Annotated in this window: 2 rRNA genes; both read right to left on the reverse strand. The window is 50.8% G+C overall.

Annotation, left to right across the window (positions count from 1 at the left end):
- Positions 1 to 7 precede the first annotated feature (7 nt).
- A 5S ribosomal RNA gene (gene rrf, locus KGB03_RS03120) occupies positions 8 to 123 on the reverse strand.
- 157 nt (positions 124 to 280) lie between these two features.
- Positions 281 to 3,172, reverse strand: a 23S ribosomal RNA gene (locus KGB03_RS03125).
- Positions 3,173 to 3,343 lie beyond the last annotated feature (171 nt).

Below are 3,343 nucleotides of genomic sequence, written 5' to 3' on the forward strand. Positions count from 1 at the left end.
AATTTAATCTTGACGATGACCTACTCTCACATGGGGAAACCCCACACTACCATCGGCGATGCATCGTTTCACTGCTGAGTTCGGGATGGGATCAGGTGGTTCCAATGCTCTATGGTCGTCAAGAAATTCGGGTACTGAGTCGTAGCCAGTTGGCTTCGCTTCAGCAAATTGGGTATGTGACAGCTTTCGGTGTTTTGTGAGATTCGAACTTTCGGTTCATTTCGTCTTCACACACCGCAATCTGATGCTCTTTCGAGTAGTCAAATTGCTTGGGTGTTATATGGTCAAGCCTCACGGGCAATTAGTATTGGTTAGCTCAACGCCTCACAGCGCTTACACACCCAACCTATCAACGTCGTAGTCTTCGACGGCCCTTCAGGGGACTCAAGGTCCCAGTGAGATCTCATCTTGAGGCTAGTTTCCCGCTTAGATGCTTTCAGCGGTTATCTATTCCGAACATAGCTACCCGGCAATGCCACTGGCGTGACAACCGGAACACCAGAGGTTCGTCCACTCCGGTCCTCTCGTACTAGGAGCAGCCCCTCTCAAATCTCAAACGTCCACGGCAGATAGGGACCGAACTGTCTCACGACGTTCTAAACCCAGCTCGCGTACCACTTTAAATGGCGAACAGCCATACCCTTGGGACCGGCTTCAGCCCCAGGATGTGATGAGCCGACATCGAGGTGCCAAACACCGCCGTCGATATGAACTCTTGGGCGGTATCAGCCTGTTATCCCCGGAGTACCTTTTATCCGTTGAGCGATGGCCCTTCCATACAGAACCACCGGATCACTAAGACCTACTTTCGTACCTGCTCGACGTGTCTGTCTCGCAGTCAAGCGCGCTTTTGCCTTTATACTCTACGACCGATTTCCGACCGGTCTGAGCGCACCTTCGTACTCCTCCGTTACTCTTTAGGAGGAGACCGCCCCAGTCAAACTACCCACCATACACTGTCCTCGATCCGGATAACGGACCTGAGTTAGAACCTCAAAGTTGCCAGGGTGGTATTTCAAGGTTGGCTCCACGCGAACTGGCGTCCACGCTTCAAAGCCTCCCACCTATCCTACACAAGCAAATTCAAAGTCCAGTGCAAAGCTATAGTAAAGGTTCACGGGGTCTTTCCGTCTAGCCGCGGATACACTGCATCTTCACAGCGATTTCAATTTCACTGAGTCTCGGGTGGAGACAGCGCCGCCATCGTTACGCCATTCGTGCAGGTCGGAACTTACCCGACAAGGAATTTCGCTACCTTAGGACCGTTATAGTTACGGCCGCCGTTTACCGGGGCTTCGATCAAGAGCTTCGCGTTAGCTAACCCCATCAATTAACCTTCCGGCACCGGGCAGGCGTCACACCCTATACGTCCACTTTCGTGTTTGCAGAGTGCTGTGTTTTTAATAAACAGTCGCAGCGGCCTGGTATCTTCGACCGGCATGGGCTTACGCAGTAAATGCTTCACCCTCACCGGCGCACCTTCTCCCGAAGTTACGGTGCCATTTTGCCTAGTTCCTTCACCCGAGTTCTCTCAAGCGCCTTGGTATTCTCTACCCAACCACCTGTGTCGGTTTGGGGTACGGTTCCTGGTTACCTGAAGCTTAGAAGCTTTTCTTGGAAGCATGGCATCAACCACTTCGTCACCCAAAGGGTAACTCGTCATCAGCTCTCGGCCTTAGAATCCCGGATTTACCTAAGATTCCAGCCTACCACCTTAAACTTGGACAACCAACGCCAAGCTGGCCTAGCCTTCTCCGTCCCTCCATCGCAATAACCAGAAGTACAGGAATATTAACCTGTTTTCCATCGACTACGCTTTTCAGCCTCGCCTTAGGGACCGACTAACCCTGCGTCGATTAACGTTGCGCAGGAAACCTTGGTCTTTCGGCGTGGGTGTTTTTCACACCCATTGTCGTTACTCATGTCAGCATTCGCACTTCTGATACCTCCAGCAAGCTTCTCAACTCACCTTCACAGGCTTACAGAACGCTCCTCTACCGCATCACCTAAGTGATACCCGTAGCTTCGGTGTATGGTTTGAGCCCCGTTACATCTTCCGCGCAGGCCGACTCGACTAGTGAGCTATTACGCTTTCTTTAAAGGGTGGCTGCTTCTAAGCCAACCTCCTAGCTGTCTAAGCCTTCCCACATCGTTTCCCACTTAACCATAACTTTGGGACCTTAGCTGACGGTCTGGGTTGTTTCCCTTTTCACGACGGACGTTAGCACCCGCCGTGTGTCTCCCATGCTCGGCACTTGTAGGTATTCGGAGTTTGCATCGGTTTGGTAAGTCGGGATGACCCCCTAGCCGAAACAGTGCTCTACCCCCTACAGTGATACATGAGGCGCTACCTAAATAGCTTTCGAGGAGAACCAGCTATCTCCGAGCTTGATTAGCCTTTCACTCCGATCCACAGGTCATCCGCTAACTTTTCAACGGTAGTCGGTTCGGTCCTCCAGTTAGTGTTACCCAACCTTCAACCTGCCCATGGATAGATCGCCCGGTTTCGGGTCTATTCCCAGCGACTAGACGCCCTATTAAGACTCGCTTTCGCTACGCCTCCCCTATTCGGTTAAGCTCGCCACTGAAAATAAGTCGCTGACCCATTATACAAAAGGTACGCAGTCACCCAACAAAGTGGGCTCCCACTGCTTGTACGCATACGGTTTCAGGATCTATTTCACTCCCCTCTCCGGGGTTCTTTTCGCCTTTCCCTCACGGTACTAGTTCACTATCGGTCAGTCAGTAGTATTTAGCCTTGGAGGATGGTCCCCCCATATTCAGACAAAGTTTCTCGTGCTCCGTCCTACTCGATTTCATGACTAAGAGATTTTCGCGTACAGGGCTATCACCCACTATGGCCGTACTTTCCAGAACGTTCCGCTAATCTCAAAGCCACTTAAGGGCTAGTCCCCGTTCGCTCGCCACTACTAAGGGAATCTCGGTTGATTTCTTTTCCTCAGGGTACTTAGATGTTTCAGTTCCCCTGGTTCGCCTCTTAAGCCTATGTATTCAGCTTAAGATAACCATCTTATGATGGCTGGGTTCCCCCATTCAGACATCTCCGGATCAAAGTCTGTTTGCCGACTCCCCGAAGCTTTTCGCAGGCTACCACGTCTTTCATCGCCTCTGACTGCCAAGGCATCCACCGTATGCGCTTCTTCACTTGACCATATAACCCCAAGCAATCTGGTTATACTGTGAAGACGACATTCGCCGAAAATTCGATTCTTGCTCAAAGAGCAACTCACAAATTTTACCTTAGCCTGATCCGTTACCAGTGAAAGTAACGTTCAGTCTATCTTTCTATCACATACCCAAATTTTTAAAGAACGATCTAATC

The sequence above is a fragment of the Pseudomonas sp. BF-B-26 genome, assembly GCF_019956495.1.
In the GTDB taxonomy this organism is placed as follows: Bacteria; Pseudomonadota; Gammaproteobacteria; order Pseudomonadales; family Pseudomonadaceae; genus Aquipseudomonas.